Source organism: Salipiger mucosus DSM 16094 (assembly GCF_000442255.1).
Taxonomy (GTDB): domain Bacteria; phylum Pseudomonadota; class Alphaproteobacteria; order Rhodobacterales; family Rhodobacteraceae; genus Salipiger; species Salipiger mucosus.
In genome coordinates this window covers 303,591-328,997 of sequence record NZ_KE557276.1, presented here as the reverse complement: position 1 = coordinate 328,997, position 25,407 = coordinate 303,591, and the positions used below count along the sequence as shown (strand labels likewise).

Annotated in this window: 28 protein-coding genes and 2 pseudogenes; 10 read left to right on the top strand and 20 right to left on the bottom strand. The window is 70.5% G+C overall.

The window, feature by feature from the left end; genetic code table 11:
• Positions 1–15: 15 nt before the first annotated feature.
• The 4 genes from SALMUC_RS13705 to SALMUC_RS13690 all read left to right on the top strand — a co-directional run bounded on the left by SALMUC_RS13705 (position 16) and on the right by SALMUC_RS13690 (position 4,431).
• The gene (locus SALMUC_RS13705; RefSeq protein ID WP_020040163.1) at positions 16–1,398 is read left to right on the top strand and encodes a pyruvate dehydrogenase complex E1 component subunit beta; all 1,383 of its coding nucleotides are present in this window, start codon (positions 16–18) and stop codon (positions 1,396–1,398) included.
• Positions 1,395–1,658 (top strand): hypothetical protein, encoded by a 264-nt coding sequence (locus tag SALMUC_RS13700; protein WP_020040164.1) that lies wholly within the window; start codon positions 1,395–1,397, stop codon positions 1,656–1,658. Before SALMUC_RS13705 ends, SALMUC_RS13700 begins: the two co-directional genes overlap by 4 nt.
• A 4-nt stretch (positions 1,659–1,662) precedes the next feature.
• Positions 1,663–3,009, top strand: a complete 1,347-nt coding sequence (locus tag SALMUC_RS13695) for a pyruvate dehydrogenase complex dihydrolipoamide acetyltransferase (RefSeq protein WP_020040165.1) — start codon at positions 1,663–1,665, stop codon at positions 3,007–3,009.
• A 225-nt stretch (positions 3,010–3,234) separates the two neighbouring features.
• Positions 3,235–4,431, top strand: coding sequence for an MFS transporter (locus tag SALMUC_RS13690; protein ID WP_020040166.1), 1,197 nt, complete (start codon positions 3,235–3,237; stop codon positions 4,429–4,431).
• 81 nt (positions 4,432–4,512) lie between these two features.
• Here the strand turns inward: SALMUC_RS13690 and cysE are convergent, their stop codons facing one another.
• Positions 4,513–5,331 (bottom strand): serine O-acetyltransferase, encoded by an 819-nt coding sequence (gene cysE / locus SALMUC_RS13685; RefSeq protein WP_020040167.1) that lies wholly within the window; start codon positions 5,329–5,331, stop codon positions 4,513–4,515.
• Positions 5,332–5,415: 84 nt separating this feature from the next.
• On the opposite strand from cysE, the gene SALMUC_RS30490 reads away from it, so the two are divergent.
• The gene (locus tag SALMUC_RS30490; protein WP_020040168.1) at positions 5,416–5,754 is read left to right on the top strand and encodes a TraR/DksA family transcriptional regulator; all 339 of its coding nucleotides are present in this window, start codon (positions 5,416–5,418) and stop codon (positions 5,752–5,754) included.
• Here the strand turns inward: SALMUC_RS30490 and SALMUC_RS13675 are convergent.
• The 16 genes and pseudogenes from SALMUC_RS13675 to SALMUC_RS13600 form a co-directional block, all read right to left on the bottom strand.
• Entirely contained in the window at positions 5,751–6,038 is a 288-nt protein-coding gene (locus SALMUC_RS13675; RefSeq protein ID WP_020040169.1) for a DUF7742 family protein, read from the bottom strand. The two genes, SALMUC_RS30490 and SALMUC_RS13675, sit on opposite strands and share 4 nt — an antisense overlap.
• Positions 6,035–9,934, bottom strand: a complete 3,900-nt coding sequence (locus SALMUC_RS13670; RefSeq protein WP_020040170.1) for a baseplate multidomain protein megatron — start codon at positions 9,932–9,934, stop codon at positions 6,035–6,037. Before SALMUC_RS13670 ends, SALMUC_RS13675 begins: the two co-directional genes overlap by 4 nt.
• A pseudogene (locus SALMUC_RS13665) lies at positions 9,934–10,381 on the bottom strand (C40 family peptidase). The gene SALMUC_RS13670 and the pseudogene SALMUC_RS13665 overlap by 1 nt, the downstream one beginning before the upstream one ends.
• Positions 10,378–11,259 carry a DUF2163 domain-containing protein gene (locus SALMUC_RS13660; RefSeq protein WP_020040172.1) on the bottom strand — a complete coding sequence of 294 codons (882 nt, stop codon included), beginning with the start codon at positions 11,257–11,259 and terminating at the stop codon, positions 10,378–10,380. The pseudogene SALMUC_RS13665 and the gene SALMUC_RS13660 overlap by 4 nt, the downstream one beginning before the upstream one ends.
• Positions 11,259–11,891 carry a DUF2460 domain-containing protein gene (locus SALMUC_RS13655; protein WP_020040173.1) on the bottom strand — a complete coding sequence of 211 codons (633 nt, stop codon included), beginning with the start codon at positions 11,889–11,891 and terminating at the stop codon, positions 11,259–11,261. Before SALMUC_RS13655 ends, SALMUC_RS13660 begins: the two co-directional genes overlap by 1 nt.
• Positions 11,892–11,903: 12 nt before the next feature.
• Positions 11,904–12,566, bottom strand: coding sequence for a phage tail tape measure protein (locus tag SALMUC_RS13650; RefSeq protein ID WP_020040174.1), 663 nt, complete (start codon positions 12,564–12,566; stop codon positions 11,904–11,906).
• Positions 12,563–12,763: a rcc01693 family protein gene (locus tag SALMUC_RS13645; protein WP_020040175.1), complete on the bottom strand. Its 201-nt coding sequence runs from the start codon at positions 12,761–12,763 to the stop codon at positions 12,563–12,565. Before SALMUC_RS13645 ends, SALMUC_RS13650 begins: the two co-directional genes overlap by 4 nt.
• Before the next feature lies 1 nt (position 12,764).
• Entirely contained in the window at positions 12,765–13,085 is a 321-nt protein-coding gene (locus SALMUC_RS13640; RefSeq protein ID WP_037371888.1) for a gene transfer agent family protein, read from the bottom strand.
• A complete protein-coding gene (locus tag SALMUC_RS13635; RefSeq protein WP_020040177.1) occupies positions 13,082–13,501 on the bottom strand; it encodes a phage major tail protein, TP901-1 family in 420 nt (139 codons plus the stop codon). The genes SALMUC_RS13640 and SALMUC_RS13635 overlap by 4 nt, the downstream gene beginning before the upstream one ends.
• 52 nt (positions 13,502–13,553) lie before the next feature.
• Positions 13,554–13,961 (bottom strand): DUF3168 domain-containing protein, encoded by a 408-nt coding sequence (locus tag SALMUC_RS13630; protein WP_021120380.1) that lies wholly within the window; start codon positions 13,959–13,961, stop codon positions 13,554–13,556.
• Positions 13,958–14,296 carry a head-tail adaptor protein gene (locus SALMUC_RS13625; RefSeq protein ID WP_037371885.1) on the bottom strand — a complete coding sequence of 113 codons (339 nt, stop codon included), beginning with the start codon at positions 14,294–14,296 and terminating at the stop codon, positions 13,958–13,960. The genes SALMUC_RS13630 and SALMUC_RS13625 overlap by 4 nt, the downstream gene beginning before the upstream one ends.
• Positions 14,293–14,886, bottom strand: a complete 594-nt coding sequence (locus tag SALMUC_RS13620; RefSeq protein ID WP_020040180.1) for a head-tail connector protein — start codon at positions 14,884–14,886, stop codon at positions 14,293–14,295. Before SALMUC_RS13620 ends, SALMUC_RS13625 begins: the two co-directional genes overlap by 4 nt.
• Positions 14,887–15,049: 163 nt before the next feature.
• Entirely contained in the window at positions 15,050–16,237 is a 1,188-nt protein-coding gene (locus SALMUC_RS13615; RefSeq protein WP_020040181.1) for a phage major capsid protein, read from the bottom strand.
• Positions 16,234–16,809, bottom strand: coding sequence for an HK97 family phage prohead protease (locus SALMUC_RS13610; RefSeq protein ID WP_020040182.1), 576 nt, complete (start codon positions 16,807–16,809; stop codon positions 16,234–16,236). The genes SALMUC_RS13615 and SALMUC_RS13610 overlap by 4 nt, the downstream gene beginning before the upstream one ends.
• 24 nt (positions 16,810–16,833) lie before the next feature.
• The gene (locus SALMUC_RS13605; protein WP_020040183.1) at positions 16,834–17,061 is read right to left on the bottom strand and encodes a GTA head formation protein, RCAP_rcc01685 family; all 228 of its coding nucleotides are present in this window, start codon (positions 17,059–17,061) and stop codon (positions 16,834–16,836) included.
• Complete coding sequence (locus tag SALMUC_RS13600; protein ID WP_021120379.1) at positions 17,054–18,250, bottom strand: phage portal protein; 1,197 nt, start codon at positions 18,248–18,250, stop codon at positions 17,054–17,056. The genes SALMUC_RS13605 and SALMUC_RS13600 overlap by 8 nt, the downstream gene beginning before the upstream one ends.
• A 272-nt stretch (positions 18,251–18,522) precedes the next feature.
• Between SALMUC_RS13600 and SALMUC_RS13595 the strand changes: the two genes are divergently transcribed.
• Positions 18,523–19,005, top strand: a complete 483-nt coding sequence (locus SALMUC_RS13595) for a GNAT family N-acetyltransferase (protein ID WP_037371985.1) — start codon at positions 18,523–18,525, stop codon at positions 19,003–19,005.
• A 4-nt stretch (positions 19,006–19,009) separates the two neighbouring features.
• On the opposite strand, the gene SALMUC_RS13590 is transcribed toward SALMUC_RS13595, so the two are convergent.
• Together SALMUC_RS13590 and SALMUC_RS13585 are read right to left on the bottom strand one after the other, a co-directional pair.
• Entirely contained in the window at positions 19,010–20,356 is a 1,347-nt protein-coding gene (locus SALMUC_RS13590; RefSeq protein ID WP_020040186.1) for a DNA-packaging protein, read from the bottom strand.
• Positions 20,292–20,738, bottom strand: coding sequence for a hypothetical protein (locus SALMUC_RS13585; RefSeq protein WP_020040187.1), 447 nt, complete (start codon positions 20,736–20,738; stop codon positions 20,292–20,294). The genes SALMUC_RS13590 and SALMUC_RS13585 overlap by 65 nt, the downstream gene beginning before the upstream one ends.
• 177 nt (positions 20,739–20,915) lie before the next feature.
• Between SALMUC_RS13585 and SALMUC_RS13580 the strand changes: the two genes are divergently transcribed.
• The 3 genes from SALMUC_RS13580 (at position 20,916) to SALMUC_RS13570 (ending at position 22,777) form a co-directional block, all read left to right on the top strand.
• Complete coding sequence (locus SALMUC_RS13580; protein WP_020040188.1) at positions 20,916–22,106, top strand: pyridoxal phosphate-dependent aminotransferase; 1,191 nt, start codon at positions 20,916–20,918, stop codon at positions 22,104–22,106.
• Positions 22,107–22,205: 99 nt separating this feature from the next.
• Positions 22,206–22,376, top strand: coding sequence for a YqaE/Pmp3 family membrane protein (locus SALMUC_RS28945; protein WP_020040189.1), 171 nt, complete (start codon positions 22,206–22,208; stop codon positions 22,374–22,376).
• Between the two features lie 5 nt (positions 22,377–22,381).
• Positions 22,382–22,777 carry a DUF4112 domain-containing protein gene (locus tag SALMUC_RS13570; RefSeq protein WP_020040190.1) on the top strand — a complete coding sequence of 132 codons (396 nt, stop codon included), beginning with the start codon at positions 22,382–22,384 and terminating at the stop codon, positions 22,775–22,777.
• 82 nt (positions 22,778–22,859) lie between these two features.
• Here SALMUC_RS13570 and ndk read toward each other — a convergent pair whose 3' ends face one another.
• Positions 22,860–23,282, bottom strand: a complete 423-nt coding sequence (gene ndk, locus SALMUC_RS13565) for a nucleoside-diphosphate kinase (RefSeq protein WP_020040191.1) — start codon at positions 23,280–23,282, stop codon at positions 22,860–22,862.
• Positions 23,283–23,490: 208 nt separating this feature from the next.
• Here ndk and SALMUC_RS13560 point away from each other — a divergent pair.
• Positions 23,491–25,354: pseudogene (locus SALMUC_RS13560) on the top strand (ABC-F family ATP-binding cassette domain-containing protein).
• The last annotated feature ends 53 nt before the right edge of the window (positions 25,355–25,407 follow it).

The following is a 25,407-nucleotide window of genomic DNA, read 5'->3' as shown; positions in this document are numbered from 1 at the left end:
GGGGAGAGCAGACAGATGGCAACCGAAATTCTCATGCCGGCGCTGAGCCCCACCATGGAAGAGGGCACGCTGGCGAAATGGCTGGTCAAGGAAGGCGACGAGGTCTCCTCGGGTGACATCCTTGCCGAGATCGAGACCGACAAGGCCACGATGGAATTCGAGGCGGTCGACGAGGGCATCGTCGGCAAGATCCTGATCGACGAGGGCACCGAGGGCGTGAAGGTGAACACCCCCATCGCGGTGCTGGTCGAGGAAGGCGAAAGCGCCGATGACGTCGAGGTTTCCGAGGCGCCGGCCGAGCCCGCTGGCGGCGACGACGACGATGCCGGCGAAAGCGCGCCCGCCAAGGCGGCCGAGCCCGCCAGCAGCGTGCCCGCCTCCGCCGCGCTCGAGCCCGACTGGCCCGAGGGCACCGAGCTCAAGACCCAGACCGTGCGCGAGGCCCTGCGCGACGCCATGGCCGAGGAAATGCGCCGCGACCCCAACGTCTTCGTCATGGGCGAGGAAGTGGCCGAGTACGAAGGCGCCTACAAGATCACCCAGGGCCTGCTGGACGAGTTCGGCGCCAAGCGCGTGATCGACACGCCGATCACCGAGCACGGCTTTGCCGGTCTCGGCGTCGGGGCGGCCTTCGGCGGGCTGAAGCCCATCGTCGAGTTCATGACCTTCAACTTCGCCATGCAGGCGATGGACCAGATCATCAACTCGGCGGCCAAGACGCTCTACATGTCCGGTGGCCAGATGGGCTGCCCGATGGTCTTCCGCGGCCCCAACGGCGCCGCCGCCCGCGTGGCCGCGCAGCACAGCCAGGACTACGCCGCCTGGTACGCGCATATCCCCGGCCTCAGGGTCGTGCAGCCTTTCTCGGCCTCGGACTACAAGGGTCTGCTCAAGAGCGCCGTGCGCGACCCCAACCCGGTGATCTTCCTCGAGAACGAGATCCTCTACGGCAAGAGTTTCGACGTGCCGGATCTCGAGGACTTCACCGTGCCCTTCGGCAAGGCGCGGATCTGGAAGGAAGGCAAGGACGTCACCATCGTCAGCTTCGGCATCGGCATGACCTACGCGCTGGAGGCGGCCGAGAAGCTGGCAGAGGAGGGCATCGAGGCCGAGGTCGTCGACCTGCGCACCCTGCGTCCGCTGGACTACGGCACGGTGATCGAGAGCGTGAAGAAGACCAACCGCGTGGTCACCGTCGAGGAGGGCTTCCCGGTCGCCTCGATAGGCAACCACCTGTCGGCCTACATCATGGAAAACGCCTTCGACTATCTCGACGCGCCGGTGATCAACTGCACCGGCAAGGACGTGCCCATGCCCTACGCGGCCAATCTCGAGAAGCACGCGCTTGTCACCACCGACGAGGTGATCGCGGCCGTCAAGACGGTGACCTACCGGTGAGCCCGGTCGAGGTCATCGGGCGCGACGTCGCGCGCGAGGCCTACCGCGTCCGGGTGGACGCGGCGGGCCTCGCGCGGACGGCCTACGTGCCCGAGTGCCTCATGGAGAGCCTGCGCCCGGGCCAGCGCCCGAGCCACCAGGAAGCCTATGAATGGATCGCCGCCCATCGCGGCAAGATCGAGAAAGCCGTGATCGCCCGGGCCGCGGCGCGCGAGCCGCGCCCGCCCTACGATCTGGTGACCCTCGCCGAGGAGAGCTGAGACAATGCCCACCGAAATCCTGATGCCCGCCCTGTCGCCGACCATGGAGGAAGGCACGCTGGCCAAATGGCTGGTCAAGGAAGGCGACGACGTGAACAGCGGCGACATCCTCGCCGAGATCGAGACCGACAAGGCCACGATGGAATTCGAGGCCGTCGACGAAGGCAAGATCGGCAAGATCCTGATCGACGAGGGCACCGAGGGGGTCAAGGTGAACACCCCCATCGCCGTCCTGCTCGAGGAAGGCGAAAGCGCCGACGACATCGACACGAGCGCCTCGGCCCCTGCCCCCAAGGAAGAGAAAGAGGAGAGCGCCGCCCCCGCCAAGGACGAGAGCAAGGCCGCCGCCGCGACACCCGCGGCTGCCTCGGCAGAGCCCGCCACACCGGCCCCGGCCGCGCCGCAGGGCTCGGACGGCAAGCGCATCTTCGCCTCGCCGCTGGCGCGCCGGATCGCCGCCGAGAAGGGTCTCGACCTGGCGCAGATCAAGGGCACCGGTCCGCACGGCCGGATCGTGAAGGCCGACGTCGAATCCGCCAAGCCCGCGGCCGCGGAGAAGCCCGCCGCCAAGGAGGCCGCACCGGCCGAAAAGAAGGCCGATGCCGCAGTCATGCCCGCAGGCCCCTCGGCCGAGGCGGTCATGAAGATGTACGAGGGCCGCGACTTCGAGGAGGTCAAGCTCGACGGCATGCGCCGGACGGTGGCCGCGCGCCTCACCGAGGCCAAGCAGACCATCCCGCACTTCTACCTGCGCCGCGACATCAAGCTCGATGCGCTGCTCAAGTTCCGCTCGCAGCTGAACAAGCAGCTTGAGGGGCGCGGCGTGAAGCTCTCGGTCAACGATTTCATCATCAAGGCCAGCGCGCTGGCCCTGCAGGCCGTGCCCGACGCCAACGCGGTCTGGGCCGGCGACCGGATGCTGAAGCTCAAGCCCTCGGACGTGGCGGTGGCCGTCGCGGTTGATGGCGGGCTCTTCACGCCCGTGCTGAAGGATGCCGAAATGAAGTCGCTCTCGGCGCTCTCGGCCGAGATGAAGGACCTCGCCACCCGCGCCCGCGACCGCAAGCTCGCGCCGCATGAATACGTTGGCGGCAGCTTCGCGATCTCGAACCTCGGCATGTTCGGCATCGAGAACTTCGACGCCGTGATCAACCCGCCGCACGGCGCGATCCTGGCCGTTGGCTCGGGCGTCAAGAAGCCCGTGGTGGGCGATGACGGCGAGCTGACCGTGGCGACGGTCATGTCGGTGACGCTGAGCGTCGACCACCGGGTCATCGACGGCGCGCTCGGCGCACAGGTACTCGAGTCCATCGTGCAGAACCTCGAGAACCCGATGGTGATGCTGGCCTGATCCGGCCCACCAGCCCGATCCACCCCCTACCCCGACCCTCCCCCTGACAAGGGGGAGGGAGATCCGCCCGGCCCACGCGCCGGTTGCGACAGCCATGCATCGCGCTCATGCCGCCTTTGCGGCATCTCGCCTTGTGATGGCGCTCACATGGCATACCCTATGGTCATGCTGCGCTGCGGCGACAATTCGCGCGGCCGGTATCACCCAGATTGCCCGGAGCACACCATGTTTCACGACCGACAGGCCGGTCTCACGACCCTGTCCCTCGCCCTCGGCGCTTTCGCCATCGGCGTCGCCGAGTTCGCCGCGATGGGCTTGCTGCCCTGGTACGCGGCCGGTTTCGGCGTCGGAGAGCCCGAGGCGGGCCACGCGGTCAGCGCCTATGCCATCGGCGTCGTGATCGGCGCGCCCGTACTGGCCGTCCTGGGCGCCAAGCTGCCGCGCAAGGTGATGCTGGTCGCGCTGATCGTCGTCTTCGGTCTGGCCAACCTGCTCACGGCGCTGGCGCCGACCCTGCCGCTCATGGTCGTGGCGCGTTTTGTGGCCGGGCTGCCGCACGGCGCCTACCTCGGCATCGCCATGCTGATCGCGGCCGATCTCGCACCCCCGGGACGACGCGCAAGCGGCATCGCCAACGTGCTGATGGGCCTGACGCTGGCCACCATCATCGGCGTGCCTGCGGCGGGCGGCATCGGGCAGCTTTTCGGATGGCGCTGGTGTTTCGTGATCGTCGCGGTGCTGGCGGCAGTCACGGCGCTGATGATCGCCCGTCTCGCGCCCCGCGGCACCGGGGCCGCGGGCGCCACGAGCGCCGCGCGCGAGCTGCGGGCGCTGTCGAACCGCGCGATCTGGCTGACGCTGGGCGTTGGCGCCGTCGGCTTCGGCGCGGTCTTCGCGGTCTACTCCTACCTCTCGGCCGCCATGATCTCGGCGGCACAGGCGCCCGGCTGGGCGATCCCGCTGGCGCTCTCGGCCTTCGGCATGGGCGCGACCGTCGGCAACGTGTTCGGCGGGCGGCTGGCCAACTGGTCGACCTTCGGCGGCACGCTGGCGCTGCTCTGCGGGATGATCGTCACCTCGCTGCTTTACGCCGCGGTCATGGGGCAGTGGATGGCGATGATCGGCGCTGTCCTTCTGCTCGGCTGCACCGCGAGCATGGTCATCCCCCTGCAGATGCGGCTGATGGACGTCGCCGGCGAGGCTCAGACGATGGCGGCGGCGCTCAACCACGCGGCCTTCAACGCCGCGAACGCGCTGGGGCCCTGGCTGGCCGGACGCGCGCTTGCGGCGGACATGGGCTGGGCCTCGACCGGCGTGACCGGCGCGCTGCTGGCGGTGGGCGGCATCTTCATGCTGGGACTGGCCTGGCTCGATGCGCGCCGAAGCGAACGGCTGCGCGGCATGGCACTGGCCGGCGCCTGACGGAGCGCGCGAACGGCTCCGCGAGGAGCCTGCAGTTTATCCGGCAAGACCCGGCCGGCGCGATGCGCCAGCCTTGTCCGTTCAGTCGTCGCAGCGACAACCGGTGAGGCGCTGGTTCATGTCGCGCGACGGCTGCTCGCAGCCGGCCTCTCCCACGATCTTGGCCGGCACGCCGGCGACCGTCTTGCATGGCGGGACCTCGGCCAGCACCACAGACCCCGCGGCGATGCGCGACCGGTCGCCCACGCGGATGTTGCCAAGCACCTTGGCACCCGCGCCGATCAGGACGCCGTCGCCGATCTTGGGGTGACGGTCCTCTTCCTCCTTGCCGGTGCCGCCCAACGTCACCGAGTGCAGGAGCGAGACGTCGTTGCCCACCACCGCCGTCTCGCCGATGACGATGGAATGGGCGTGGTCGATCATGATCCCCTGCCCGACACGCGCGGCCGGGTGGATATCGACGCCGAAAATCTCGGAGCAACGCATCTGGATGTAATAGGCCAGATCGCGCCGCCCCTGACCCCAGAGCCAGTGCGCCACGCGGTGGCTCTGCACCGCCTGGAAGCCCTTGAAGTAGAGCAGCGGTTGCAGGAACCGATGGCAGGCCGCGTCGCGCTCGAAGGTGGCGCGGATATCCGCCCGCGCTGCGCGGGCGAGCCAGGGGTCGCTGGCATAGGCCTCGTCACAGACCTCGCGCAGCATCTGCTCGGACATCTCGCTGTTGGCCAGCTTGACCGACACGCGATAGGCCAGCGCGCGCTCTATGGTGGCGTGGTGCAGCACCGAGTAGTGCACGAATCCGCCCAGCAGCGGCTCGTCGGCCACGGCATCCTCGGCCTCGCGGGTGATACGGGCCCAGACCGGGTCCAGCTCGGCAATCCGTGCGCGCGTCTCAGCCATGCGTTCCTCCGTTTGACGCGTTGAACTTAGCAGATAGGCTACCGGGACCGAAACGCAAAACCGTGATGTGGAGAAATCGCGAAATTGAGCGGGGCAAACGCAGATTATTTCCGCGAGAGGATCGCGGCGCGACTTGAGGAACTGGGCGCGGAGGATGCGCTCGGGCGCGATGGGCAGTCCACGGTGGAACTCGACCAGCAGGCGGTGGGCCGCCTGTCGCGGCAGGATGCGCTGCTCAGCCAGTCCATGGCGCGGGCCACACAGGCGCGCCGCGACGCAGAACGGCGGGCGCTGCTGGCCGCGCTGGCCCGGATCGAGGCGGACGAGTTCGGCTGGTGCGACGACTGCGGCGAGGCGATTCCGCCCCGCCGGCTGGAGCTCGACCCGACGGCGACACGCTGCGTCTCCTGCGCCTCGGGCTAGTTGGTCCGGGTGCGAGCTCGCAGCGCCTCGAGCACGAGGACCATGCAGTCGGCGTAGTCCGGGTCGTCGAGCGGACGGTCGTTGCCCACGCGCTGCGCCAGCGCGGCAGCCATGAGCGTGCCGTTGCCCCAGTCGGGGTGCGCCCGCCCGGTTCGCGCGAGGTAGCGGTCGGCCGCGTCCGCCCGCGCGACAAGATCGCGTGCCAGACGCCAGCGTCGACCGGGCGGTGCCACGATCAGGGCGCGAGCCGCGCAGGTCAGATCGCCGTGAAACACGCGCTTCATGCCGAGAGCTCAAGCCGCGCGAAGGGCCCCGGTCCGTAGCGCGCCGAGAGCTGGGCGACACGGATCTCGTAGAGGCCGCTCAGACCATCGATGTCCGGGTCGTAACTCCAGGCCGGATTGTTCACCATGACTTCGCGCACGAGCGTCTCGCCCTGCATGACGCGCAGGAGATAGCTCTCGGCCTCTTCGCCCAGCGGCACCTCTGGCAGCGACCAGTCGTCGCCGTCGATACGCGTGCGGCGGATCCAGCTCAGCGAGACAGCCGGACCGTCGCCCACGGCCTTCAGGTGCGCCGGACGGTAGGGGCGCAGTCCGTTGCCGTCGAAGGCATGCACCCGGTGGACATAGGACGGATCGTCGTAGGCCCGTTTCGCCGGCCCGATCCGGTAGTGCCGTGCCTGCCGCCGCAGTGCCGCGGCCAGCGCGATCTGTTGTGGCGTCCCGTCGAGCGCCACGACCCAGGACCCGGCGAGCCAGGCCGCCGGCATCACGCCGTCGGTGCCGAACTGGCCGCGCAAGCGGTGGTTCAGCCGCCAGCTTCTCGGGCCGACCAGCTCGGCATCGCGAAACTGGAAGATTTCCCAGTTGCCGGGCGTTCCATCCCCGATCGCCATCAGGTTCGCACCACTCAAGAGCGCCGCGTCCGAAACCGACTCCAGTGCACCGCTTTCCAGCGTCACCTGCAGCGCCGCGCCCCGATCGAACAGCGCCGGGGGCGCGGCATAAAGCGGCGTCTCGGTCCGCCCGACGATCGCCTGCGCCGCGATGATCTCGTTCAGGACATAGTCGGCATCGGTTGCGGAATCGTAAACCGCCACGCTGCCCGGCCAGGGTTCGGCCGTCAGTGCGAGATGCGGCGCATGGGGCACCTCCTCGCCGCTCATGAGCGGCAGATCCATGAAGAGCGGCAGCACCGGCACCGGCGGCGTGAAGGGCCGCAGCGTGGCGGAGGTGTCGGGGAAATCGGCCGGCAGGTAGACGTCGGGCTCGATCCGCACCGCCTCGACCAGTTGGTGCGTACCGATCTCCACCCGGTCCACCCGCGCCAGCACCCGGCCGGCGGCGGCGGGTAGCGAGACCACGTCGCCCGCCGCGATTTCCAGCCGCGATGGCGGCAGCGCGAACCGCAGCGTATCGCGCGCGACGCGGGCCTCGGCCAGCCAGCGCTCGACCGTGAGCCGCCCCTCGCGGCGGGTCAGGGTCATCGGCAGGTCGGTTTCGGCCACGGCATGCGTCTCTTCGTCGGGCAGCACCGTCTCCTCGGCCGCGACCACGTGGTCGCCGTCGGCCTCGACAAAGCGCAGGCGCACCCGGCCCGCCATCTCGGCCTCGCTCGCGCGGGTCTCGACGAGGTCGCCCTCGACCTCCTCGCTCACCGCCAGCATCTCCGGCTCCAGCGGCACCGCTCCGCGACCGCGCCGCATGACAAAGGCCAGCACCCCGTCGCGCTCCACCGCGTCGAAACCATGCGCCAGCATCAGCGGCTGCAGCGCGCGGCGCGCCTCGCCCACGCGGTCCACGACAAAGCCGCGCACCCAACCATGAAGCCCGCTCACATCGTAGGCCGCGAGGCCCGCACGCTCGCAGATTTCGGCCACGACCGAGGCCAGCGTCCGCGACGAGACCCGCCCGGTGATCCAGTGCCCCCGCCGATAGTTGCCACCGTCCGCCCAAAGCTCGCCAAGACCCGGAAACCACGGATAGGGCCGTGCGTCCCAGGCCCAGACGCAGGCGCGCTCCATGTCGATCATCGGCGCGCCATAGGCCTCCGACACCGGGTTGTTGGCAGGATCGTTCCAGAACGCATGCATCGCGCGCAGGTACTGGCGCTGGATCAGCTCGTCGCGCAAGCCGTTGGAATAGTGCGGCAGATCGCTTTCAGAGGATTTGGGGTCGAGGAACTTGTTCGGCTGGTTGGTGCCCTTGTCCACCGCCGCGCAGCCCAGTTCGGTGAAGCGCACCGGTTTCGACTCCGGCAGCCAGGCGGTAGGGTCGGCCTGACGGACGCCCCCTATGCGTTCGTGATGTGGCCGCGACCACCAGTTGCGGATGTCCTTGTAGCGAAAGACCCATGGCTCGCCGTGGGCGCCGTCCTCGATCGGCACGCGCCGCTGCGCCGCGCGCGCCTCGGCCGTCGGATAGTACCAGTCGTACCCTTCGCCACCCGCGACATTGGCCGCGAGGTAGTCGGCATCGTAAATCGACTCCCAATGCGCGTCGGCGTGGTCGTCCCCGTCGCGCCAGTCCGACAGCGGCATGTAGTTGTCGATGCCGATGAAATCGATCTCGTCGTCGGCCCAGAGCGGGTCGAGGTGGAAGTAGACGTCGCCTGTCCCGTCCTGCGGATGATAGCCGGAATATTCCGACCAGTCGGCGGCATAGCCGATCTTGACCTCCGGCCCCAGCAGCGTCCGGCAGTCGGCCGCCAGCGCCCGCAGCTGCGCGACCGCCGGAAAACCCGTGTCGTCCCGGATCTGGGTCAGCGCTCGCATCTCTGAGCCGATGCAGAAGGATTCGACACCTCCCGCCGCCGCGCAGAGCGCCGCCTGGTGCAGCACGAAGCGGCGGTAGGACCATTCCTCGGGGCCAGTGTAGCCCACCGTACCGTCGCCCACCGTGAAATCCGCGGGCTGTGCCGTGCCGAAGAATTCCGCCACCTCCTGCGCGGCCTGCGCCGTGCCATCGGGCGAGCCCACGCGCCCGGGCACCGCACTCAAAGTGATGCGCCCGCGCCAGGGCAGCGCCGGCTGGTCCGCGGCCCCGGACCAGGGATCCTCCAGCCCGTTTCCGGCCAGCTGATCCATCAGGATGAAGGGATAGTACATCACCGACAGGCCCTTGTCGGTCATGCGCCGGATCGCCTGCACGACGCTCGCATCGCAGGGCGTGCCGCCGTAGACGGGCCGGTCCTCCTCACGCGGGACAAGACCCGCCGCGTCCCGGCCCAGGCCGCTCACCTGCCAGGGCATGCGCTCGGAGTCGAACTCCTCCTGCTCGATCTTCGGCCGGATCTCGCAGGACCCGCAGCGCAGGTCGCCGCCGAACCAGCTCACCACCAGCGAGACGGTGCCCACCCCGGGCACCTCGTCGAGAAGGTGATCGAGCGACACGTTGAAATCCGGCTCCTCGCGGGGCGTGTTGACGTTGACCACGCCGCTCGCGCCGCCGCCGTAGGACAGGTGCACCGGCTCGGTCGCCAGCGCGTAGTCCCCGGTGCCCGGGATCATCGCCACGCCGCGCAGGCAGTGCGGCACGTCATCCCTGTCCGATTGCTCGGGCCGCGTGACCTCGAACGAAAACTGCGGCACCCGGTTGCCAAACCGCGCGAGCTGCAGGTCCTCGATCACGACATAGGCCGTGCCGCGATAGGCCGGCACCCGGCCGATCCCCTCGACCGCCTCCATCTTCGGGTCCGGCGCCTGATCCTCGGTGCCGTGGTAGACCCGCAGGGTCAGGTCTCGCAGCGGCACCTCGGCGCCATCCGCCCAGACACGGTTCACGCCAGAAATCTCGCCCTCGCAGAGCGCCAGCGCGAGGCTCACCGAGTAGCTGTAGGTCTTGACCGTAGGCTGCGCCGGGCTGCCCTTGCCGCCTCCCCCCTTCTCCTTTTTCACGTGCTCGGTGAACTCGGTCGCCCAGATCACGTGGCCGCCGACGCGCATCCGCCCGAAGACCTGCGGGATCGCCGCGCCCTCGCCCGCGCCCGTCAGGCGGAAGCGCTCGACGCGGCCGTGCTCGATGGCCTCGGCGCCCTGCCCCATGAGCCGCTGGTCCAGCGCCCGGCCCAGGCTCGCGCCGACGAATCGGCCCACCGCCGTCATCGACAGGCCCAGCACCGAGCCCCCGATGCTGCCGCCGATCGCGGCGCCCGCCGCGGAAAGAAGGATCGTCGCCATCACGTCACCTCGTCTTGAACTGGAAGCGCGAAGCGCGCCGCGATGCGCCGGCGCCAAGGCAGGCTCAACGCGCTCTCGATCACGCCGTGGCCGGTGTAGGCATGGATGAAGGAGGCCGCCGCCCCCGTCGCCGCCTGCAGGCCGATGTGTTTCGCCACCGCCCCCTCGCGCATGCGAAAGAGCAGCACGTCGCCCGGCGCCTCGTCACCCGGCGCCTTGCGTGTCATGTGCCGCAGGGCCGCACGCATGAGCGCCTCGTCGCCCTGCGGCTCGGACCAATCCATGCTGTAGGCCGGCACCCGCTCGGGCTCGGGTCCCAGCAGCTCGCGCCAGACGCCGCGCAGCAGGCCGAGGCAATCGCAGCCCGCCCCGCGACGCGAGGCCTGGTGCACGTAGGGCGTGCCGATCCAGCCCCCGCGCCGCCGTCACGATCCGCGCGCCGCTCATCTGCGGCTGCCGCCGGAGGTAACCTTGGCCTGCGTGGGATGCACCATGATCCAGTCCTCCTCGGGGATGTCCGGAAAGCCGCGGTAGTTCAGCACGTTGTTGAACTTCAGCCGGCAGGTCTCGAAACGCTTGTCGCATCCTGCGGTGATCCGCACGACATCACCTGCGGCCACGCTCGCGCGCAGCGGCGTCCAGAGCTCGATGAACCGCGTGCCGTCCTCGGTCCGGTCGCGCTTGATCTGGCCCGTCAGTCCGGCCGCCGCGCCGCTCAGCACCTCGAGCCGCCCGCGCTGGAACCACTCGGCGTCGAAGCCAGGCAGCGGCCCGAAGCGGAAGGCGAGACCCTCCGTGACCTCCTGCACCGGGCCCTCGTGAAAATATCCCGGCTCGGTCTGGTCCGCGCCGCAGGACGCGTCGCCCAGCACCGCCGTGCAGGGCTTCTGGAACACGCGCCCCAGCGGCCGGTTCAGCGCCTCGGTCAGGCCCCGCAGCTCGGCGTGAAAGGCCCCGCCCGCGCGCCGGATCTCCCCGATGGTGCCGCGGAACATCAGCTTGCGCTGGCTCACGTCGGCCCAGTTCACCAGCCACGAGACGACCTCGGCCCCGTCGAAGCGCCCAGCCTCGATGTCGGCCTCGGACATCGCCGCATCCGAAAGCGCGCCCATGGCTTCCGTGTTGTCGACCGAAAGCCCCGTCGCCTGCTGCAGCGACATGGCGCTGAGACCTGTATCGGCGCGAAACGCGAGCCCGTCGAAGACGAGATCCACGTCGTGGTCGGTGAAGCCGAAACGCTGACCGTCGCGGCGCGTGACGGCCCAGCACCGCGCCACGGTCGTCAGCCCGCTTGCGAGGTGGTCGTGCAGCTCGGACGCCCCCATCAGACCCGCACCTCGATCACCGGCACGTCGGGCACCTGCCCCGCCTGGAAGCTCGCCACGCTCACCTCGATACGCGGCGTGTCGAAGCGCACCGGAACGTCGAACTCGAAGCCCGCGGTGATCTCGACCCCGGCCAGCGGCGGCGTCTCGAAGGTCAGCACCCCGGTGGCCAGGTCGACCTCGAAATGCACACCTTCCTGCATCTCGACGTTCTGCACCGCCGCCGTCACCGTGCCCGCCACGGGCTTGGCGATCGGCCTGGCATAGCTTGCCCCGCCCGAGCGGTAGAGCTTGGTCAACTGGAAGGCCTGCGTCTCGCCGTCACCCTGCGCGATGACCTGGTCGGTCGGCGCCGGGCTGTCCGATGGCACGCAGGAGGTATAGTCGGCCCAATCCTTCCAGCGAAACCCGTAGAGCTGCCCGCGCCGGGCCTCGAAGAAGGCCAGCAGCGCCCCGATATCGTCGAGCGAGCGCAGCCCCAGCCCCGCGTCGTAGCGCCGGCGCGAATGCGCCCAGGGCGTGTTGCGTTCCTCGAAGCCGCTGGTCAGCTCGACCACGTCGGTCCGCCGCTCGGGCCCGCCCAGCGCGCCGAAACTCAGGTCTGCCGGAAATCTCACCTCGTGAAAGGACATGGCTCTCTCCCCTTACCTGTTGCGCGCGCCCTGCCCCAGCGCGCGGCCCATGCGTGCCGCGATCTGCGACTGGCTGCGCCGGAAGCCTTCGACATCGGGCGTGGTGATGTTCATCACGACCGTCACCGGCCCTCCGCCACCCTGCGCGCGCACCCCCAGCTTGCCGTCGGGACCGCGGCTCAGCGGCATGATCGCCTCGGGGCCCGCCTCGCCCATCAGCCCGGTGCCGCCGCGCATCGGGAAGCTCACCGGCCCGCTGACCACGCCGCCCGTGGCAAAGGGCGTCACCCGCCCCTGCGAGAACGAACCGCCCTTCTCGAAAAGCGACATGCCGCCGAAGAGGCCCGACAGCCCGCCCGCCAGCAGTCCGCCGAAGTGGCTCGTGACCGGCTTCACGGCGGCCTTGTAGGCGGCGTCGATCATCGACCGCGCGACCTCCTCCAGCGCCTCGGACAGCTTCATGCCGTCCAGCACCACGCCGTCGATGGCGCGCCCCAGCCCCCGGCTGAGCGTCGACTCCAGCCGCGCGACCCCGCGCCCCGTGGCGGAAAAGGTCTGGTGAATGCGCTTCATCTCGGCGTCGAAGCCCGCCGCCATGCCGGCGGCCGAGCCAAGGCTCGCCTCCAGCGCGTCGATCTGCGCGTCGAGATCGTCCAGCGTCTCGATATCCGTCATCTCTCGTCTCCTTTCGGCGCGTCGGGAAAGGCCGCGACCAGTTCCTCGAGCCGCGACCGCCCCATGGGCGCCGCGCCGCTCTCCTGGCCCAGCATCAGCCGCAGCTCGGCGGGCGTGAGCGCCCAGAACTCCCAGGGCCGCAGTCCCAGGCCCCGCAGTCCCGCCCGCATCAGCACCGGCCAGTCGAAGCCCGCCATCTCAGCTCTCTCCGGGCAGCATGAAGGCGCGGGCCAGCAGCTCGGCCGCCTTGCGCGCGGCCACCAGTGGCCCGCCCTCGATCTCGGCATGCAGCAGGTCGCGCGCCGTGCCCTCCCAGCCGCCGCCGCGCAGCCCCGCGACAATCAGCGCCAGCACGTCGCGCGTGCTGCAGTCGCCCGCCTCGAAGCGCTGCACCAGCTCCACCAGCGAGCCCTCCTCGAGCCCCGCCTCCAGCTCGGCCAGCGCCCCCAGCGTCAGCCGCATCGGGTGGCGCTCGCCGTCGACGACCAGCGCCACGTCGCCTCGCCACGGGTTCATCAGACCGGCACCGGAACGAAGCTCAGCGCACCCGCCGAGGCCAGCGCGACCTCGTAGGTGGCCTCGCCATCGTGGCTGCCGGCATACTCGATCGAGGTCACCTGGAAGCGCCCCTCCACCGTCCCGAAATCGGGGATGATGACCTGGAACTCCGGCGTTTCCCCGTCGAAGAATATCTGCCGCGCCCGCTCGTCGGTGCTCGCGTCCTTGAAAACGCCGGAGCCCGAGATCGCCGCCGACTTCACGCCCGCGCCCCCCAGAAGCTCGCGCCAGCCGCCCTGGCTTTCCAGCGTCGTCACGTCGACGCTCTCGGCGTTGAAGCTCACCCGCGTTGCGCGCAGCCCCGCCATGGTCTCGAACTGACCGTCGCCGGTCAGGTCCACCTTGATCAGAAGATCCTTGCCGTTCTGGGCACCCATATCCGTCACTCCTTGGTGTATCCGTGTTGTCGCGTCGTCGCTCGCGGCGCGCTCAGTCGTCCTCGACCCGCGCGCGGAAGGTCATGTCGATCCGCCTCAGCCCGCCGCTCTCGCGCCGCGCCAGGGCCTTGCGGAAGCGCAGGCTCACCAGCCGCCCCCGGTCGAGCGCGAGGTCCGCCCCGTGCAGCGCGTCGCTCGCGGCGGCCGCCGCCTCCTTGGCGCTCTGAAAGCCCGCCACGCCGGTCACCACCGCCACCGTCAGGTCGTGCCAGGCTCCGTCGCCGCTGTTGTCCGAGGCATCGCGGGCACGCTCGGCACCCAGCGTGAGATACAGCTCCGGCAGCGGCCCGGCAGGCGGCGCGTCATAGATCTCGGTCCCCACCAGCGCGGCCAGCGCGGCATCGCCCGAAAGCGCCTGGTAGACGGCGCGCTGCAGCGCCGCTGACATCGCGTAGCTCATGAGGCCACCTCCTCCTGCGTCTCGCAGACCAGATACATCCCGCCCGGCTCGCGCTCGGTGACAGCGAGGATGCGGAACAGCCGCGCGCCCATGCGAAAGCGCTGCCCCGGCACCGGCCGCGCAGAGGCGCCCTGCGGCGCCCCCCGCACCGTGATCCGGAACCGGCCCACGGCCACGGCCCCCGCCTCGCCCTTGCTCTCGCGGCCCCGGCGCGGGCGGATCTCGGCCCAGAGCGTGCCGATCTTCTGCCAGGTCTCGGCAAAGCCCCCCGCGCCATCCGGGGCCGGCTGCGCCGCCACGAGCTCCAGCTCGCGATTGAGGTGCACCCGGCTCATGCGCCGAACCCCAGCCGCACCGGCCGATAGCGCGCGATCAGCGAGGTCACGCCGAAGGGCATGCAGCCCTGGCTCAGCGCGGTCTCGTCGCGGTACTCGTAGTAATGCGCCGCCAGCAGCAGCACCGCCTGCGCGAGGTCCGCCGGAAGCGCCTCGAAGTCGGCACCGAAGCCCGCGGTAAAGCGCACCTCGGCCGTGCCGTCCCGCGGGATCGCGGGCAAGGCGCTGCCCGTGGGCACCAGCCGCGGCGCCTGCGCGTCCGCCTTCAGCCGGTAACGCGCCTCCGCCACCGTCTCGGCGGCGCCGAAGCGGTCGATCAGGTCCAGCCCGGTCACCGCGCTCACCGGGGCGATGGGCAGCGTCACGCCGCAGGCATCGCGCCAGGCCGTCACCGTCCACAGGAACCCGCGCGAGATCAGCGCCTTGCCGGTGCGCGCCTCGATCGCGGCGAGCGCCGCGCGCAGGAAGGACTCCAGCAGCACGTCCTGCAGGTCGTCCTCGGCAAAGCCGCTGCCCAGCCGCAGGTGGCCCTTGAGCCGGTCCAGCGGCAGCGCCGCCACGGGGACCTGGGTGTCTTCGATCAACATCATGTCTCTTCTCCGCAATCCTCTCCCGGCCTCCGGTGCCCGGCGCCCTGGCGGGCGCGTGCCGCCCGCGTTGCTCGGACGGAGGGAAGCTGCTGGACAACGCGAGCACTCCCGGCACGCGCCCCATGAGGACGGACCCGCAAGGCCCGCCCCCAATCCCGGCGCGTCAGGCCACGGCGCAGCGCAGCAGCTTGATCGCGGCGAAGTCGCTCACGTCGCCGCCCACGCGCTTGGTCGCGTAGAACAGCACGTGCGGCTTGGCGCTGAAGGGATCGCGCAGCACCCGCAGGTCGGGCCGCTCGGCGATGGTGTAGCCGGCCGCGAAATCACCGAAGGCGATGGCGTCGGCGTCCGAGCCGATGTCGGGCATGTCCTCGGCGATCAGCACCGGGTAGCCCAGCAGGCGCGCGGGCTCGCCCGCCGCCAGACCGTCGGACCACAGGTGCCGCCCGTCGGCGTCCTTGAGCTTGCGCAGCGCGCCGGCGGTCTTGGAGTTCATCACGAAGGAGGCCCGCGCGCGGTATTCCGCGCCCAGCGCGTAGACGAGGTCGATGATCGCGTCGCCGTCGCCGATGGCGCCATCCGAGCCCGTGGGCACGTAGCCCAGGTTGCCCCAGGTCCAGACGTCGTTGTCGACCGCCGGATGGCTCAGGATGCCGAAGGGCTTGTCCACCCCGTCGCCGTCGATGAAGGCCGAGGCCTCGGCCCGGGCGAACTTGTCGGCGATCCGCCCCGCGAGCCAGGCCTCGATGTCGAAGGCCGCGTCGTCCAGCAGCCGCTGGCTGGCCTTCGGCATGGCCGAGAGCTCGTGCAGCTTGATCGAGATCCGGTCGATGCTGGGCGTGCCGGTCTCGGCGGTGCCCGTGCCCTCGTCGGCCCAGCCCGCGCCGGTCTCGCCCTGGTCGATCAGCACGTCGTAGGAGGTCGCCTCCACGGTCACCACCGAGGCCACCGCGCGGATCGAGGCGGTGCTGTCCAGCACCGACTTCACCCCCTGCGAGGTCACCGGGTCCACCAGGTAGCCGCCGTCGCCGTTCACCGCCGTCGACAGTGCCTTCTCCTCGACCACGAGACCGCGCAGCCCGTCGTCGTCGCCGGTCCGCAGGTAGGCGTTGAAGGCCTTGCGGTGCGGCGCGGCCATGTCGGCGGCCGAGGTCGCGAGCGCCGGGCGCCCCTTCGGAGTGGTCATCTTTGCGTCAAGCATGGTCAGTCGCTCTTCCTGTTTGTGAAGCTTGTCCTGAAGGTCGGCCTGCAAGGCCCTGAAATCCCCGACGAGGCCCGACATCGCGGCGCTCACCCGGGCGACCGGAGACACATGGTCCCCGATCCGGGAGAAGGTCTCGGAGTTGCTCATTCGCTCGATCCAGTCTGTTGCGGCGCGCGTCCCTCGCCCGCCAGGTCCAGGCGCGCGCCCTCCAGCGCCTGCGCCAACTCGCGCATCATGGCCTCCTCGGGGCTGTCCCCCTTGGCCGCCACCCGCGCACTGGGCAGCATCGGAAAGGTCACCAGCGAGACCTCCCAGAGCTCCAGTTCCTTGAGGAGCCTGCGCCCCTTGTCATCCTTGGTCGCGCGCAGCGTCCGGTAGCCGATCGACAGCCCGTCGATGGCCCCGGCCGCGATCAGCGCCTTCGCCTCGCGGCCGCGTGCCACGCTGTCCAGCAGCCGGCCCCGCACGTAGAGGCCGCGCTCGTCCTCGCGCACCTCGTCCCAGATCCCGATGGGCTGGGCCGGGTCGTGCTGCCACAGCATCTTGACCCCGCGCCCCTCCTCGCCCAGCCGCTTCAGCGAGGCGCCGTAGGCCCCCGGCGCCACCAAGTCGCCGCCCTGGTCGCAGGCACCGAAGAACGAGGCATAGCCCTCGATCCCGGCCTCCTCGGTCACCGTCACCTCGGCCCCGATGCGGCAGAACTTGTGCTCCAGTTCCATTCCCGTTCCTTTCCCGATGAACCCTCAGTGAGCCGCGCTGACGAGGCTCTGCACCCCTTCCGCCAGCAGCATCCCCGCGACCCCGTAGACCGTCAGCCACAGCCGCCGCTCCAGCCGCTCGGCCAGCGCCTCGAGCCGGTCGAGCCGCGCGTGCAGCGCCTCGATCTGCAGCTTGCTCACCCGCTCGTGCGCCTCGAGCTTGAGGGCCGGCGCGCAGGCAAAGGGCTCGTATGCGGCGCGGCGGTCACTCACCCGCGTCCTCCTCCGGCAGCGCCGGAAGGCCCAGCATCCGCCGTTTCTCCCCCGCGGTAAGGAACTCCGCCTCGGCCACGCGGCGCCACTGCGCGTCGCGCTCCGGCGCCAGCGCCGGCACCTGGTCGAGGTCGGGCTTCAGATCGACCGCCGCGCCCGCCAGCTCCGACAGCCAGCGCCCGACCGCCGCCGTCACCCGCGTCGCCAGCGGCAGCACGGTCAGCCGGTAGAAGGCCCGGTGCGCCTCGGCGTAATTCGCATAGGTCGCCTCGCCCGGGATCCCCAGCAGCATCGGCGGCACGCCGAAGGCCACGGCGATCTCGCGGGCGGCGGCCTCCTTGGTCTGGTGAAACTCCATGTCCGAGGGCGAGAAGCCCATCGGCTTCCAGTCCAGCCCGCCCTCCAGCAGCATCGGCCGTCCGGCATTGCGCGCGCCCTGATGATGGGTCTCCATCTCGGCCTGCAGGCGCTCGTACTGGTCCTGGTTCATGCCCATCTGGCCCTCGCCGCCCGACCAGACGATCGCCCCCGAGGGCCGCGCCGCGTTGTCGAGCAACCCCTTGGACCAGCGGCTCGCGCTGTTGTGCACGTCCACCGCCTGTGCGGCCGCCTGCACCGGCGACAGGCCGTAGTGGTCGTCCTGCGGGTGGAAGCTGCGGATGTGGCAGATCGGCGGCATCGGCCCCGTCATGTCGAAGCGGTGCTTCCGCGCGTTCACCATGTAGTCGTAGGCCACCGGCCAGCCGTCCTCGCCCGGCACAACATGCATCCGGTCCGAGCGCAGCACGTGCAGCTCCAGCAGCCGCCCGTCATCACCGCTCACCGCCTCGACGAAACCGTCGCCCGACAGCAGCAGGTGCCCGTAGAGCGCCTCGAACAGCTCGGCCTTGCCCTGCGCCGGGTTGGGCGCGGTCACCAGTCTCAGCAGCGGGTGCGTCTCGTAGCGCTGCTCGGTGTCCTGCAGCACCAGCGGCAGCGCCGCCGCGGCCTCCGCGATCAGCTTCACCGCGCGAAAGCCCACCGGGTTGCCGACAAACCCCGTCCGGGTCAGCGAGCCGGTGTCGCGCGGGCTCCAGGCCACGCGGCCGGCGCCGTGATAGGCCACGAGCGGCCCGGTGGCCGAGGCCTTGGCCTCTTCGGGCCGCACCTGCGCCCCGTCCCGGTCCCGCCACAGAAAGTCCAATACCATCGCCTGACGCTCCTTTGTCCGCCGGGCCCCAAGGGCCCTGTCCCGTCGCGTTGAAATCACCCTAGAAAGCGCGGATTAATTCCCGGTCGCCCGACCGTTCGCCCGTCGCGCAACGGGAAGCTGCCATGCAGCCCGCGCCCTACCTCCGGACGGGAAAGCCTTGTTACGCTTTCCGGATGGATTGGAGAGGATGAGACGATGGATCACGGACGCCCCCACCGCCGCCACCGCCGGCCCGCCTGCGCGCAGGATCCCGCCGCCGGGTGGCCGACATGATGTCTTCGACCGACCAGATCACGCTGCGTCCGCTCCTGCCGGAGGATGCCGAGGTCGTCGCAGAGATCTTCTACGAGGCCGTCATGCGCGGCGCCGTCGCCTTCTACACGCGCGAGGAGCGCACCGCCTGGGCCGGGCCCGCGCCCGATCCCGAGCGATGGCGCGACCGGATCGGCACCTCGGTCGGCCTCATGGCCGAGCGCGCCGGGCGCTCCACCGGCTTCATGACCCTGGTGGCACCGGGCACGATCGACCTTGCCTTCGTGCATCCCGACTGGTCCGGCCACGGCATCGGCGGCGCGCTTCTGGATGCGCTCACGCCCATCGCCCGGGCCAGCGGTGCCAAGGCGCTCGAGGCCGATGTCAGCAAGGCCGCGCGCCGGTTCTTCGCCCGCCACGGCTTTGCCCCCGAGGGCGAGCGCCACATTCACCGCCGCGGCGTCACGCTCACCGCCTACCGGATGCGCAAGCCGCTCTGAAGGCTCACAGGCTCCGCACCCGCGGCCGGCGCCAGCCTTCGGCGGGCGCCACGACCAGCTCGCTCAGGGCCCAGACCAGCGCGTCCACGCGGTCGGGCGAGCCGGGACCGTCAAAGCCCCCGGCGGTCATCAATCCCATCTGATCCTCCAGCGGTGCCAACTCGCCAAGGTGCCCCACGCGCCCCTGCTCGTAGAGCGCCGCCACCGGCTCGGCGCGGGCGACCTTGCCGCGCGTCGCGTGCACCTTGCGCAGCGGCACCTGCGGCGCCACCTGCCGCAGCATCGCCTCGACCATGGCGCCGCCCTGGTTCACCTCCGCGACGATCCGGTCCGCCTGCCAGCGCCCGTAGGCCGCCACCGCCGCCTCGGCCCAGCCCGTGGGCGACACGCCCTGCACCGTCGCGTCCTCCAGCACCCAGGCCCGCCAGCCCTGAGGCGGCCCCTCGCACAGGACACCCGCCACGACGATCCCGCAGGCATCCGCCGCCTTGCCCTCGCCCGCGGGCGGATCGACCGCCACCACGATCCGGTCGAAATCCCCCGGCGCCGCCAGCCCGCGCGCCCGCTCCAGCATTTCCTGCGTCCAGAGCGCGCCCTCGGCATCGCCCAGCAGCACCCCGTCCAGCTCCTGCCGCGCGAGCCGCGTGTTGCCGTAGCGCGCCCGCACCTCCTGAAGGAAGGATTCCGCCAGGTTCGCCCGGTTCGTCTCGGTCGTCGCGTGGGTCACCACCGTCGAGTCGAGCGCCAGCAGCTCCTTCAGCACATCCACGTTGCGCGGCGTCGTCGTCACGCAGACGCGCGGATGATCCCCCAGCCGCAGCGCGAACTGCAGCATGTCCCAGGTGTCGCGCGCCTTCTTCCACTTGGCCAGCTCGTCCACCCACGCGGCATCGAACTGCGGCCCGCGCAGCCCCTCGGGATCATGCGCCGAAAAGACCATCGCCTCGGCCCCGTTCGGCCAGACGAGGCAGCGCCGCGACGCCTGCCACGCGGGCCGCCGGTCGGGCGGCGAACAGGCGAGGATGCCGCTGTCGCCGAAGACCATGACCTCGCGCACCTGGTCCAGCGTCTCGCCCACCAGCGCCACCCGCTTGCAGGCGCCCTCGTCGAGCGGCAGCGCCCCTTCGACCTGCGCGCGCACCCATTCGGCCCCGGCGCGGGTCTTGCCCGCGCCGCGCCCGCCCATGATGACCCAGGACCGCCAGTCCCCCGGCGGGGGCAGCTGGTGCGCCATGGCCCAGAACTCGAACAGAAAGGGGAGTGCCAGGCACTCCCCCTCCGACAGCTCATTCAGGAAGCTCTCCCGCACCGCAGCACCGGCGGAGGCGAGCCATGCGGCACCCGATCTCATCGCGCGCGCGTTCGAGATCGAGACCCCAGTCTCCGTCGAGTCCCTTCTGCTTTCGTCTGACATTGGCAATCTGCGCCTCCGTTTCGTGCGACGCCCTCGCCCAGTAGCGCAGGTCGCTCAGGACCTGCCCCGACTCCTTCCGTGAGACCTCTTCCCCGTCGTCCAGACGCACCTTCATGCGCTGCAGGTCGCTGGCCAGCTCCCGCAGCATCCCGGCGATCCGGTCGCGCTCGTCTTCGAGTCGCGACAGTTCTTCTTCGACTTTGACCAGTATCATCTGCTCGATACCTTTCTTGCCTGTTGGGTCTCCGCCCGAGGCAATGCGCACGAAAAAACGGCCCCGGGTGCCTGCCCGGGGCCGTCTGCCCATTTCGTCCAGCATGTCACAAGTCCTACGCGGCACCGTGCGCCAAGTCAAGATTACCGGACCGGGCGGCAAGACCTAAAGCACTGTTAATGCTAATTAATATCAGGTTAATGCGGGTGGACCCCGGCTCCGCCTTGCCCTCCGGCACGGGCTCTGCCACCTTGCCGCCGACAGTTTCCGGGACCCATCGCCATGCCACAGCTCTCGACCCGCATCACCACGCTCAACGCGGGCGGCGACGACGGCTGGGGCGTCTTCTACCGCGCCCGCGCCATGGCCGAGGCGGGCGCCCCGGTGACCGAGCTCACCATCGGCGAACACGACACCGGCACCGATCCCGCGATCCTCGACGCGATGCACGCCGCGGCCCGCGACGGGCAGACCGGCTATGCCATGGTCCCGGGCAACGACAGCCTGCGCGACGTGATCGCGAGCCGCATCACCGACCGCACCGGCGTCGGGACCACGCGCGACAACATCCTCGTGACCGCAGGCGGGCAGGCCGGGCTCTTCGCCGCGCACATGGCCGCCTGCAACCCCGGCGACACGGCGCTCTTCGTGGAGCCCTTCTACGCCACCTACCCCGGCACCCACTCCGCGCGGCCGGCGCCCGGCCCCGTGCCCTCGCCCACGAGGGCCGAGGACGACTTCCTGCCCGATGCCGGCGACCTCGCCCGCGCGGCGCAGGACAGCGGCGCCGCCTCGCTGCTTGTCAATTCGCCCAACAACCCCACCGGCGCCGTCTACCCGCGCGAGACGCTCGAGGCCCTGTCGAAGGTCGCGCAGGCCCACGACCTCTGGGTGATCTCGGACGAGGTCTACGACACCCAGATCTGGCAGGGCGCGCATCTCTCGCCCCGCGCCCTGCCCGGCATGGCCGAGCGCACGCTCGTCATCGGCTCCATGTCCAAGAGCCACGCCATGACCGGCAGCCGCATCGGCTGGGTCTGCGCCCCGCACGAGGTCGTCGAGCGCATGGTCGACCTCGCGACCACCACCACCTACGGCCTGCCCATGTACCTGCAGGAGGGCGCCCGCTTCGGCCTCAGCCAGGGCCCCGCCTTCGAGGCTCGCATCTCGGCCCCCTTCCGCCGCCGCCGCGCCCTCGCGCACGAGATCCTCGGCGCGCAGGACCGCGTCGGGCTGATCCCCTCGGGCGGCGGCATGTTCCTCTTCCTCGACATCCGCGCCACCGGCCTTTCGGGCGAGGCCTTCGCCGATGCGCTGCTCGACACCCACGGCATCGCGGTCATGCCGGGCGAGAGTTTCGGCGCCTCGGCCGCGGGCTTCGTGCGCGTGGCCATGACCGTGCCCGACGCGCGCTTCGCCGAGGCCCTGCGCACCCTCTGCGCCTTCGCGGCAGAGCACAGCGCCGCCGCTTGAGCGGCCCCGTTCCGCGCGCCGATCCCGCTGCTGCGGGAACCCGCGCTGACGCTCGCGTGTTTGTCTGCCAACGCAACCCGTCACGCGAAGGAACCCGACATGGACCTGATCCGCATCATCGTCGCCATCCTGCTGCCGCCGCTGGGCGTCTTCCTGCAGGTCGGCCTCGGCAAGCACTTCTGGCTGAACATTCTGCTCACCATCCTGGGCTACATCCCCGGCATCGTGCATGCCGTCTGGATCATCGCCCGCGAACCCGACTACGCCTGATCGCCATGACACGCGAGGAACACTTCCGCCGCCTCGAGCGCGTCGAGAAGGTCGCGCGCAACATGGACCGGGCCTTCCGCCTGCCCCTGACGCGCATCCGTATCGGCTGGGACGGTCTGCTGGGCCTCGTGCCCGGCATCGGCGACACGCTTGCCGTGGCGCCGGCCGTCTGGATCCTGTCCGAGGCGCACGCCATGGGCGCACCCCGCACCCTGCTTGCGCAGATGGCCGGGAACCTCGGCATCGACTACGTGATCGGCCTGATCCCGCTCATCGGTGACGTCTTCGACATCGGCTTCAAGTCGAACAGCCGCAACGCCGAGCTGCTGCGCGCCTGGCTCGAGGACCATCACGCCGCCCCCGGCGAGGGCGCACCGAGCCGCAGACTCGACGCCGCCTGACGCCGGGAAAGACTGGCAGACAAACGAAAACGGGGCGCAGCCATTCGGCGCGCCCCGTTCGTCGTTCCGTGGTCCGGACCGGTCAGCCGACCAGTTCGAGCTCCGAGAAGTAGAAGGCGATTTCGGCGGCCGCGGTCTCGGGCGCGTCCGAACCGTGGACCGAGTTCTCGCCGACCGACTCGGCGAACTCGGCGCGGATGGTGCCTTCCTCGGCGTCGGCCGGGTTCGTCGCACCCATCACTTCGCGGTTCTTCGCGATGGCGCCCTCGCCCTCGAGCACCTGCACCACGACCGGCTCGGAAGCCATGAACTCGCACAGCTCGTCGTAGAACGGACGCTCGGCGTGGACCTTGTAGAACTCGCCGGCCTGCGCCTTGGTCAGCTGGATGCGCTTCTGCGCGACGATGCGCAGGCCCGCTTCCTCGAACTTGGCGTTGATCTTGCCGGTGAGGTTCCGGCGCGTCGCGTCGGGCTTGATGATCGAAAGGGTGCGTTCGATGGCCATGATGGTCACTCCGTCAGAAAGGCCGGGCGACGGCCCGGCCGGAATATGGGGCGGGCGTTACCATGCACCGCGGTCTTTGGAAAGAGCGCAAGGGGCCGCCCGCGCTGCGCGCGGCCGGGCGAGAGGCTCTGCCTCTCGCGCTCTCCGGGATATTTGCGGCCAGAAGAAGGGGATTTCCGATCCCGCGCCCCTCTGCTAGAGCGCGCCCATGCTGAAGATCGAGGACATCTCCTATTCTGTCGAGGGCCCGCCCCCTGTTCGAGGGCGCCTCCGCCGTGATTCCCGCCGGCCACAAGGTCGGCCTCGTGGGGCCGAACGGCGCCGGCAAGACGACGCTGTTCCGGCTGATCCGGGGCGAGCTCTCGCTCGACGGGGGGGAGATCGGCCTGCCGTCCCGCGCCCGCGTGGGCGGCGTGGCGCAGGAGGCGCCGGCGACGCAGGAGAGCCTCATCGCCACGGTGCTCGCCGCCGACACCGAGCGCGCCGCGCTCATGGCCGAGGCCGAGACCGCGCAGGACGCCCACCGCATCGCCGAGGTGCAGACGCGGCTTGCCGACATCGACGCCTGGTCCGCCGAGGGCCGGGCGGCGGCGATCCTCAAGGGCCTGGGCTTCGACGAGTCGGCGCAGCAGCGCCCCTGCGCCGACTTCTCGGGCGGCTGGCGCATGCGCGTTGCGCTCGCGGGGGTGCTCTTTGCCCAGCCCGACCTGCTGCTGCTCGACGAGCCCACGAACTATCTCGACCTCGAGGGCGCGCTCTGGCTGGAAAGCTACCTCGCGCGCTATCCGCACACGGTGATCGTGATCTCGCACGATCGCGGGCTGCTCAACCGCGCGGTGGGCGCGATCCTGCACCTCGAGGCCCGCCAGCTCACGCTTTACCAGGGCCCCTACGACCAGTTCGCCCGCCAGCGTGCCGAGCGCCGCGCGGTGCAGGCCGCCGCCGCCAAGAAGCAGGACGAGCGCCGCGCCCACCTGCAAAGCTTCGTCGACCGCTTCCGCGCCCAGGCCTCCAAGGCCAAGCAGGCGCAGGCCCGCGTCAAGATGATCGAGCGGATGGAGACCATCACGGCGCCCGAGGACGCCGCGAAGCGCGTCTTCACCTTCCCGCAGCCCGACCAGCTCTCGCCGCCCATCGTCGCGCTCGAGGACGGCGCGACCGGCTACGGCGAGACAACGGTGCTGCAGCGGCTGAGCCTGCGCATCGACCAGGACGACCGCATCGCGCTGCTGGGCCGCAACGGCCAGGGCAAGTCGACGCTGTCGAAGCTGCTGGCCGACCGCCTGCCTCTCTTTTCCGGCAAGATGACCCGCTCCTCCAAGCTGCGCATCGGCTACTTCGCCCAGCACCAGGTGGACGAGCTGCACCTCGACGAGTCGCCCCTGCGCCACCTGCAGCGCGAACGCCCCGACACCGCCCCCGCGAAGCTCCGCGCGCAGCTCGCGGGCTTCGGGCTCGGCGCCGCGCAGGCCGAGACCGAGGTCGGACGGCTTTCAGGCGGGCAGAAGGCCCGGCTCTCGCTGCTGCTGGCGACTCTCGACGCGCCGCACCTGCTGATCCTCGACGAGCCGACCAACCACCTCGACATCGAGAGCCGCGAGGCGCTGGTCGAGGCGCTCTCCGCCTATTCCGGCGCGGTGATCCTCGTGAGCCACGACATGCACCTGCTGAGCATGGTCGCCGACCGCCTCTGGCTGGTGAAGGACGGCAGCGTGCGCCCCTACGAGGAGGACCTCGAGGCCTACCGCGCCATGCTGCTCACCGCCGAGAAACCGGCGAAACCCGCCAAATCCGCGCCCGCCGAGGCCCCCAAGGCGAAGAAGCCCTCGCGCGACGAGATCCTCGCCCTGCGCTCCGAGGTCCGCAAGTGCGAGGCCCGCGTCGAGAAGATCGAGGAGATGCGCGCGAAACTGGCCACCAAGCTGGCCGACCCCGCCCTCTACGAGGACACCCGTGCAGGGGAACTCGAGACCTGGAACCGCAAGTACGCCGAAGTCATGGAGGGCCTGCACCGGGCCGAGTCGCTCTGGGAAGCCGCCCAGGAACGCCTCGACGCCGCGACCAACGCCTGACCCGCGCCGGCGCCCCAGGCTTCTTCTTGTTTCAAATACGCCAAGCCGGCCCC

Bases quoted from the DNA above. Each gene is read 5' to 3' on its own strand.
- SALMUC_RS13705 (WP_020040163.1), top strand. From the start codon at position 16: ATGGCAACCGAAATTCTCATGCCGGCGCTGAGCCCCACCATGGAAGAG.
- SALMUC_RS13695 (WP_020040165.1), top strand. From the start codon at position 1,663: ATGCCCACCGAAATCCTGATGCCCGCCCTGTCGCCGACCATGGAGGAA.
- SALMUC_RS13690 (WP_020040166.1), top strand. From the start codon at position 3,235: ATGTTTCACGACCGACAGGCCGGTCTCACGACCCTGTCCCTCGCCCTC.
- cysE (WP_020040167.1), bottom strand. From the start codon at position 5,331: ATGGCTGAGACGCGCGCACGGATTGCCGAGCTGGACCCGGTCTGGGCC.
- SALMUC_RS13675 (WP_020040169.1), bottom strand. From the start codon at position 6,038: ATGAAGCGCGTGTTTCACGGCGATCTGACCTGCGCGGCTCGCGCCCTG.
- SALMUC_RS13670 (WP_020040170.1), bottom strand. From the start codon at position 9,934: ATGGCGACGATCCTTCTTTCCGCGGCGGGCGCCGCGATCGGCGGCAGC.
- SALMUC_RS13660 (WP_020040172.1), bottom strand. From the start codon at position 11,259: ATGGGGGCGTCCGAGCTGCACGACCACCTCGCAAGCGGGCTGACGACC.
- SALMUC_RS13655 (WP_020040173.1), bottom strand. From the start codon at position 11,891: ATGTCCTTTCACGAGGTGAGATTTCCGGCAGACCTGAGTTTCGGCGCG.
- SALMUC_RS13650 (WP_020040174.1), bottom strand. From the start codon at position 12,566: ATGACGGATATCGAGACGCTGGACGATCTCGACGCGCAGATCGACGCG.
- SALMUC_RS13645 (WP_020040175.1), bottom strand. From the start codon at position 12,763: ATGGCGGGCTTCGACTGGCCGGTGCTGATGCGGGCGGGACTGCGGGGC.
- SALMUC_RS13635 (WP_020040177.1), bottom strand. From the start codon at position 13,501: ATGGGTGCCCAGAACGGCAAGGATCTTCTGATCAAGGTGGACCTGACC.
- SALMUC_RS13630 (WP_021120380.1), bottom strand. From the start codon at position 13,961: ATGAGCTACGCGATGTCAGCGGCGCTGCAGCGCGCCGTCTACCAGGCG.
- SALMUC_RS13625 (WP_037371885.1), bottom strand. From the start codon at position 14,296: ATGAGCCGGGTGCACCTCAATCGCGAGCTGGAGCTCGTGGCGGCGCAG.
- SALMUC_RS13620 (WP_020040180.1), bottom strand. From the start codon at position 14,886: ATGATGTTGATCGAAGACACCCAGGTCCCCGTGGCGGCGCTGCCGCTG.
- SALMUC_RS13615 (WP_020040181.1), bottom strand. From the start codon at position 16,237: ATGAGCAACTCCGAGACCTTCTCCCGGATCGGGGACCATGTGTCTCCG.
- SALMUC_RS13610 (WP_020040182.1), bottom strand. From the start codon at position 16,809: ATGGAACTGGAGCACAAGTTCTGCCGCATCGGGGCCGAGGTGACGGTG.
- SALMUC_RS13600 (WP_021120379.1), bottom strand. From the start codon at position 18,250: ATGGTATTGGACTTTCTGTGGCGGGACCGGGACGGGGCGCAGGTGCGG.
- SALMUC_RS13595 (WP_037371985.1), top strand. From the start codon at position 18,523: ATGATGTCTTCGACCGACCAGATCACGCTGCGTCCGCTCCTGCCGGAG.
- SALMUC_RS13590 (WP_020040186.1), bottom strand. From the start codon at position 20,356: ATGAGATCGGGTGCCGCATGGCTCGCCTCCGCCGGTGCTGCGGTGCGG.
- SALMUC_RS13585 (WP_020040187.1), bottom strand. From the start codon at position 20,738: ATGCTGGACGAAATGGGCAGACGGCCCCGGGCAGGCACCCGGGGCCGT.
- SALMUC_RS13580 (WP_020040188.1), top strand. From the start codon at position 20,916: ATGCCACAGCTCTCGACCCGCATCACCACGCTCAACGCGGGCGGCGAC.
- SALMUC_RS28945 (WP_020040189.1), top strand. From the start codon at position 22,206: ATGGACCTGATCCGCATCATCGTCGCCATCCTGCTGCCGCCGCTGGGC.
- SALMUC_RS13570 (WP_020040190.1), top strand. From the start codon at position 22,382: ATGACACGCGAGGAACACTTCCGCCGCCTCGAGCGCGTCGAGAAGGTC.
- ndk (WP_020040191.1), bottom strand. From the start codon at position 23,282: ATGGCCATCGAACGCACCCTTTCGATCATCAAGCCCGACGCGACGCGC.